This window comes from Pedobacter sp. HMWF019 (assembly GCF_003061025.1).
Taxonomy (GTDB): domain Bacteria; phylum Bacteroidota; class Bacteroidia; order Sphingobacteriales; family Sphingobacteriaceae; genus Pedobacter.
In genome coordinates this window covers 2632-9931 of sequence record NZ_QAIL01000406.1, presented here as the reverse complement: position 1 = coordinate 9931, position 7300 = coordinate 2632, and the positions used below count along the sequence as shown (strand labels likewise).

Below are 7300 nucleotides of genomic sequence, written 5' to 3'. Positions count from 1 at the left end.
TGCACTGATCCGGCCTTTGCCGTTTAAAACAAAAGATACAGTGGTGATGGAGGTATTTGTAAGTTTTGCTATATCTTTTATGGAGATCTTCTTTTTAATCATGGTAACGGTACATTTTTTAAATATATAACAATTGGTTAAGGTGTTGAGTAAAAAATTGAACATAATATTTACCTTACATTTAAAATACTGAGAAATATGTTGTTGACGATTCTGATAGGAAGTGTGTTGTTGTTGCTTTGTTTGATCCTGGTCTTTAAGATCAATGCCTTATTTGCGTTGATTATCACTTCTATAGCTGCCGGGCTTCTGCAAGGTATGACCGGCACTGCAGTGGTTAAATCTATAGAAGAGGGCATAGGCAGTACGCTTGGACAGTTGGTATTAATTTTAGCGATGGGTGCCGTGCTTGGAAAATTGCTGGCCAACGGTGGAGCAGCGCAGCAGATTACCACGCATATGGTTCGTTTTTTTGGAGTAAAAAACCTTCAGTGGGCCATGGTGGTTACAGGTTTGCTGGTTGGAATTCCTTTGTTTTATAATGTTGGTTTTGTGGTGTTGGTTCCTTTTGTATTTATGATCTGTGCTTCAACGGGCTTGTCTGTTTTGTATGTGGCTATCCCTTTGCTCACTGCACTCTCGGTTACGCATGGTTATTTGCCCCCACATCCTGGTGCTACTGCGATTGCTATTTTATACAAGGCAGATATAGGTAAGACGATGATGTATGGTGGGCTAATCTGTATTCCTGCAATTATTATTGGAGGGCCTTTGTTTTCACGGACCTTAAAACAGATTAAACCAAATCCGCCAAAGGGGCTTTTTAACCTTGAATTTCGTCCGGAAAACGAATTACCTGGGTTTGGTGTGAGTTTAATGACGAGCCTTCTTCCTGTTTTTTTGATTGGGCTGGCAACGGTTACGCTGGCTATATTGGAAAAAGGTTCTGCTGTTGGTTCCTTTATTGCATTTATAGGCCATCCGGTCATTGCTTTACTGATCTCTACTTTTTTTGCCATTTATACAATGGGTATAAGGCAGGGGCTGAAGATGAAAGAATTGATGGAACAGGCAGAAGAAGCCCTAAAAAGCATTACGATGCTGTTGTTTATTATAGGTGCAGCAGGTGCATTTAAACAGATACTTGTGGATGGTGGAATAGGGGATTATATATCGAAACTGGCTTTGGCTTTGCCATTTTCGCCACTGCTACTGGTTTGGTTCATTGCCGCTGCGATAAGGGTGGCATTGGGTTCTGCAACGGTTGCCGGCTTAACTACCGCTGGGATAGCGATTCCTATTATGCAATCTACACATGTAAGCCCAGAATTAATGGTTTTGGCTACGGGTGCGGGGAGTTTGATGTTTTCTCATTTGAATGATCCGGGTTTCTGGATGTTTAAGGAATATTTTGGTTTGAGCATCCGGGATACCATCAGGTCATGGTCTTTAATGGAAACTATTGTGTCTGTTGTAGGTTTAATAGGGGTTTTGATTTTGAACATATTTATATGATATATATTTTTATTGGGGTTTCGGGTTGTGGAAAGACCACGCTGGGTAAGTTGTTTGCAGAAAGAATGCATCTTCCTTTCTATGACGCGGATGATTTTCATCCTGAATCCAATATTCAGAAAATGAAAAACGGTATCTCCCTGAACGATGAGGACAGGGCACCCTGGCTCCAGGATCTGGCCCGGCATATCGTTTTGTGGAATGGATTGGAGGGAGCGGTACTGGCTTGCTCTGCATTGAAAGAGTCGTACAGAAAAATATTGAGTGTAAATGAGGGTATACCAATCAAATGGGTGTTTATACAAGCAGACTTTGAGACGCTTGAACAACGTTTGATCAACAGAAAAGGACATTTTTTTAATCCTTTGCTGCTAAAATCTCAACTGGACACACTGGAGCCACCTGAGTATGGCATTCATCTTTGCGCAAAGGATTCGTTAGCAGTACAGATGGAGCAGCTACAGATACAAATTGCTTAAAAAGCCTCATTTAAGCCCAGAAAGAAACCACGTGCACCGTAATTGCCAAATGCATAGTCCAGACACAGATTGGTTCGGGTGGCTTTATTGAAGAGTACGCGTAAACCTGCACCTCCTCCGGGTTGCCATTGCTCGAAAAGCTTTGTTCCCATGTCATCATTGGCGGTTTGGATATTGAAAAATGTAACCCCGCTCAAAAATTTGTTCCTGGTTATCGGGAAGCGGTATTCCAGTTCCGAATAGAAGTACTTTGTTGCCTTAAAATAGCCTACGGTATAACCTCTTCCGCTTCGGAAACCTGTATCCTTACCAGTGCCAGGTAGTTCTAAGTAAGGCACGGCACCGCTGATCAGATAAGAGCCCCAGTTCCAGAAGGCCAGGACATGTTCCGGATTTCTTTCAGAAAGGCTCCAGTATTTCCTGAAGTCTGTATTGAATTGTACGGCACTTTTGGTACTCCCCATCCAGGTCTGGTTGACACGGAAACCGGCATCTGCATACATCCCTTTATAGGCACGGTTTTGATTGTCGCGGGTGGTATACTGAAGATCGAATAAAAGTCCATTGGAGGAATAGTGGCCGCGGTTAAATCCATATCTGTCACTATAGATATTATAAGGGGTCAGGTTGGCGGTATCCGCGGTATTTTCAATCTTTCTTCTGACATCAAAAGAAACTCCTGCACCGACAAAAAGGTTATCTATGATTTGCTTGTATACTTTTTCTCTAAAATTATAGTAGAGGGCATGGAGTACATAGCCTTTACGTCCAGGATCACTTAAAATCAGGTTTTCCTCGCTGTCGGTTGCAGCGCGTCCAATGCCTAGTCCAAAATCTGGTGTTACCGTTTTTGCAACGACCAGGCTTCCCTGAAAATTCCACCGGTTTCCCGGGGTGTATATATTGTGACTCAGATAGAAGTAAATAATGCCTTTTGTGGTGATGGAGGCAGAGGTGGCAGCGATGGACATCAGCGTATTGGGCTCATGCCCCAGTACCCGTCCGGCAACAGCTTTGATACCTATTTGTGCACCTATGCTGGGATTATAAGCAAAATTAGGCATGGGTGTGATACCTGATTTTTTGTGCTGCAGGTTTGGCTTTTTATTGGGATGCAAAATATGGTGAAGCAGGTCTGCAATATCATATTGTGCGTTTGTACTGTCTGAAGGTTTTTGGTTTTTCAGACTATCCCTTTGTAAAGAATACTTTTTTAAGGAATCCAGGGAAGTATGGGTTTGACTATAGAGATTACTATTCCAGGAAAGGAATAGAATCAGAGATATAATTTTCAGAGATTTGAATTTCAAAATTTATAGATTGTTTGTTGATCAAGTAGTTGTCTGGTTTTAAAACCCTTAAATCCTTAAAAAGTTTTATTTCATGAATAAGCGCTATATTTAAAAGCTGATTTTTTAGGAAAATTTCAATAAAATTATAGAGATCATATGAATGCTGGTAAAGAGTTCTTATTCTTTTTTAGTGCCCTTGGTGCTTTTAATGGCTTGGTCTTAAGTGCTTATTTTCTTTTTTTTACCCGGAAAAAATACCTGGCCAATTACTTCCTTGGTGCTTTGTTATTTGCGCTGAGTATCAGGATTGGTAAGTCGGTTCTTTTTTATTTCGATGGTCATCTGCCTAAAATTTATTTGCAAATCGGTCTATCTGCCTGCTTTTTTATAGGCCCGTGTTTATATTTCTTTATCAAATCCTCCTTGGTTCAGGCCCAAATTGTTCCAAAGTCATGGAAGTGGTGCTTTGTAGGCTTAATTGCCTTTGTACTTATTGTTGGAGCCATGTTTCCCTATGAAAGTCGACCGGATCTTTGGAATGCTTATTTTGCAAATGCCATTTATGTTCAATGGTTTGTATTTCTGGTGGCTACAGGTATACTGCTTAAAGGAAGGTTAAAAAAACTCTTTAGTAAAGAGGAGCGGTTAAAGACATCAGAAACATGGCTGTTTACTGTGTTTTTTGGAAATATCATTGTTTTCTTGTTTTATTTTCTTGCGCTGGTCAGGGTTTCCTTTTCTTCTTATATTATTGGTGCAGTTGTCTTTTCTTTCATATTGTACCTGATCATTTTTATCCTGTTATATCGAAACAAAACAGATGATCTGTTCAGTCTTTCGCCAAATAAATATTCTGGTAAAAAAGTAAATGATCAGGACGCAAGTATCTTATTAGTCAGGCTTGATAAAATGATGATGGAGAAACAAGTGTATAAAGATCCGGATCTGAAGTTGAATGATTTGTCTAAGGGGATTCAGATTTCCGGGCATCAGCTGTCTCAATTGCTTAACGATAACCTGGGCAAGAATTTTACAACTTTTGTAAATGAATTCAGGATACAGGAAGCTTGTAAAATTATTTCTTCAAATGATCAGCTTACCCTGGAATCGGTTGGTTATGATGTCGGTTTTAATTCTAAATCCACTTTTTTTGCGGCATTTAAAAAGATCAAGGGAACTACGCCTGCTGTGTATCAGCAAAGGTTCAGGGAAGGTTATATAGCTGTTAGTACAGATTTATAAATTCGTACTCCTGATTTGTGAATGCAGTACCTCATAACGGGATCTGTTAGGGACTTTTGAGAAAAAGAACCTAATATATATTTATGCACAAAAATTTTAAGATCCTTTTCTTCCTGATTTTTTCTATGACGATACATGCTCAGGCACAGTCTGGTCGTATTAAGGGAATAGCTTTGGATATGAAAACCCGGCAGGGGATTGAATTTGCTACAGTGGTGTTGCTTTTGGCTAATGATTCTTCTATAGTTAAAAATGTTTTTACTGATTCCAGTGGGCATTTTCAATTGAATGAGGTAACAGATGGGAATTATATACTTTTGATTTCCTCGGTTGAATACCTGAAAAAATATCATGGCCCTTTGCTGGTTAATTCTGCAAGACCTGTGCTGGATGTGGGAGAACTGTTGATATCGGTCCATCAAAGAGTTCTAAACAGTATAGAGGTGGTTGGGCAAGTTCCGTTGTTTAGAAACAAAGCAAATGGAACAGTGGAGGTGAACGTAGCGAATACAATTCTTTCTAACAGTACTTCTGCTATAGAGATTCTCTCCAGATCACCTGGTGTTGCTGTTACAGACGATGGTATTTCGGTTTTAGGAAAGGGAGAGGCCATTATTTATCTGAACGGGCGGAGGGTTACAATGGAGCAGCTGTCTGCAGTTTCTTCTTCTATCATCAGAAGTATCGAAATCATCCCTAATCCCTCATCGAAATATGATGCAGAAGGTAAGGCTGTGATTAATGTCATCACTGTTGTCCGGACTGCAGATGGATACAAAGGGACTTTGAAACAGTATCTTTCGGTCTCAGATTTTACCGGACCAAGTAGAAATACCAATCTGGACTTAAATTATAAGAAAAATAAGCTCTCTTTAACAGGAAGTTACGGCCTATTAGTGGGTAAGGGTAAGGAGATATTGAATACCACCCGGTCAAGGTTGAATACGCCTGACCATTTTCTTTCTGTACTGATGACCGATTGGGATAGGGACTACCGGAATTTTTCCAATTATAATTTAGGCGGACAATATGATCTGGATGAGAAGAGCTATATCTCGGCGGCCTATACGGGAGCTTATAACCATCTGGGAGGTAGAACAAGAAGTGAAAATGCAATTACTTCTACTTCTATAGATGGACTGTTCAGAAGTGATATTGCAAATAATAATAGAGTGAGGAACAATTCGGTTACTTTAAATTACGGTAAAAATATAGATAGCCTTGGCTCTTCGCTCTTTGTTGGTGGCCAGTATGCAGGTTATGGATCAAATACGGATGATGGAATCAAGGAAGACAATTTAGTGGAAGGCCAGGAGCAATTGAGGACGTTGAACAATAAATCGAGCTATAATATCAGACTTTTGACAGTTCAATTGGATTATACAAAGATATTTCATAGGCATAATAAGATTGAGCTTGGGGCGAAATTAGGTTATGCAGCAAACAGATCAGGCACAGATTTTTTAATCGCTCAAAATGGAATTGATTTCGAGCCTGATGATCGTCAATCTGCTTGGTTCAAATACCGGGAATTGATTCCGGCCGCGTATTTGAATTTTAATGGCTTGTTAGGGAAAAAGACCACGTATGGTATTGGATTGCGAACTGAATGGAGTAAATATCAGCTTGAAACAGATGGAGAGACCTTACAAAAGATGGAAGATCAATATATTGATTTTTTTCCTTCCACTTTTATCGCATTTAAAGTGTCAGGGCAATCAGAAATCAGGGCTTCCTATGTTTCCAGGATCAGCAGGCCAAGATACCAGGCATTAAATCCTTCTGGTGTTTATCAGGATGCCTATACCAGGATAGAGGGAAATCCATTTTTACAACCCGAGAGAACGAATGCGGTTGAAATTGGTGCTTCATTTAAAGTTTATAGCGTTAAGCTGGGCTATAGTCAAAGAAAAGATCCGATCACCTGGGCTGCGTTGCGAGGGAAAACGGAAAATGATTATGTATTAAAGCCTTTGAATCTGAAGCAGCTTAATTCGTGGTTTTTGTCATTATCTGTTTCCCTGAATAAAAATTGGTGGACCTCCTCAAATACCTTTAATATAAGTTATGACAAATTCGGAGCAGATGATGCTCTATTCGGACTGAAGGAGGGGAGGCCTCAATTAAGTATATATTCCAGCAATACATTTAATATTGGAAAGGTTTTTAGGCTGCAAACGTTGGTTCGATATACTGGTGGGGAGTCGGATGGGCTTTATTACAGTAAGGAACAACTTTTAACAGCTATAGGGATAGAGAAAGACTTTTTTAATAAGTCTTTGAGGCTGAACTTGATGGCTAACGATCTTTTTCGGAGAGATAAACCAGCCGGGCACTATGAGATAGGGCAAACCTATATAGAATATGCCAGAAAGAACAATAATAAATACTACAGGCTTTCCCTTACTTATGCTTTTGGACGACTGGATAAAATGACGTATAGTAACAAATCAACAGGACAAACAGAAAATAATCGTGCCCAGTAAACGACCGTCACAATCGACCTTGTTTTTGTCTTAAAATACCCCCGGTTTCTTGCGTTTGATATGGTATTTTTGTGTTAATCAATAGACATTAACCTTTAAAACAGAATATTATGGCAGCAGTGAATCCGTATTTAACTTTCACAGATAATTGTGAAGAGGTCTTTAATTTCTACAAATCTGTATTTGGCGGGGAATTCCTTACGGTTATGCGTTTTGGAGATGTCCCAAAAGATTATCAACCGGGAGAGGGAGAAAATCAAAAAATTATGCATGTGGCTTTACCTAT

Annotated in this window: 6 protein-coding genes; 4 read left to right on the top strand and 2 right to left on the bottom strand. The window is 39.7% G+C overall.

The window, feature by feature from the left end; translation table 11 throughout:
* Positions 1–102, bottom strand: a 102-nt coding sequence (locus tag DBR11_RS21860; protein WP_146186626.1) for a LacI family DNA-binding transcriptional regulator, incomplete at its 3' end; no start/stop codon positions are given.
* A gap of 96 nt (positions 103–198) precedes the next feature.
* On the opposite strand from DBR11_RS21860, the gene DBR11_RS21855 reads away from it, so the two are divergent.
* Both DBR11_RS21855 and DBR11_RS21850 read left to right on the top strand, forming a co-directional pair.
* Entirely contained in the window at positions 199–1515 is a 1317-nt protein-coding gene (locus DBR11_RS21855) for a gluconate:H+ symporter (RefSeq protein ID WP_108554737.1), read from the top strand.
* Positions 1512–1994: a gluconokinase gene (locus DBR11_RS21850; RefSeq protein WP_108554736.1), complete on the top strand. Its 483-nt coding sequence runs from the start codon at positions 1512–1514 to the stop codon at positions 1992–1994. The genes DBR11_RS21855 and DBR11_RS21850 overlap by 4 nt, the downstream gene beginning before the upstream one ends.
* Here DBR11_RS21850 and DBR11_RS21845 read toward each other — a convergent pair.
* Complete coding sequence (locus tag DBR11_RS21845) at positions 1991–3304, bottom strand: BamA/TamA family outer membrane protein (protein WP_233260861.1); 1314 nt, start codon at positions 3302–3304, stop codon at positions 1991–1993. The two genes, DBR11_RS21850 and DBR11_RS21845, sit on opposite strands and share 4 nt — an antisense overlap.
* Positions 3305–3442: 138 nt before the next feature.
* Here DBR11_RS21845 and DBR11_RS21840 point away from each other — a divergent pair, with 138 nt between their 5' ends.
* Together DBR11_RS21840 and DBR11_RS21835 are read left to right on the top strand one after the other, a co-directional pair.
* Positions 3443–4528, top strand: coding sequence for an AraC family transcriptional regulator (locus DBR11_RS21840; RefSeq protein ID WP_108554734.1), 1086 nt, complete (start codon positions 3443–3445; stop codon positions 4526–4528).
* Between the two features lie 83 nt (positions 4529–4611).
* Positions 4612–7014: an outer membrane beta-barrel family protein gene (locus DBR11_RS21835; RefSeq protein ID WP_108554733.1), complete on the top strand. Its 2403-nt coding sequence runs from the start codon at positions 4612–4614 to the stop codon at positions 7012–7014.
* Positions 7015–7300 lie beyond the last annotated feature (286 nt).

Excerpts from the sequence above, each read along its gene's own strand:
- DBR11_RS21835 (WP_108554733.1), top strand. The coding sequence starts at position 4,612 with ATGCACAAAAATTTTAAGATCCTTTTCTTCCTGATTTTTTCTATGACG.
- DBR11_RS21850 (WP_108554736.1), top strand. The coding sequence starts at position 1,512 with ATGATATATATTTTTATTGGGGTTTCGGGTTGTGGAAAGACCACGCTG.
- DBR11_RS21840 (WP_108554734.1), top strand. The coding sequence starts at position 3,443 with ATGAATGCTGGTAAAGAGTTCTTATTCTTTTTTAGTGCCCTTGGTGCT.
- DBR11_RS21855 (WP_108554737.1), top strand. The coding sequence starts at position 199 with ATGTTGTTGACGATTCTGATAGGAAGTGTGTTGTTGTTGCTTTGTTTG.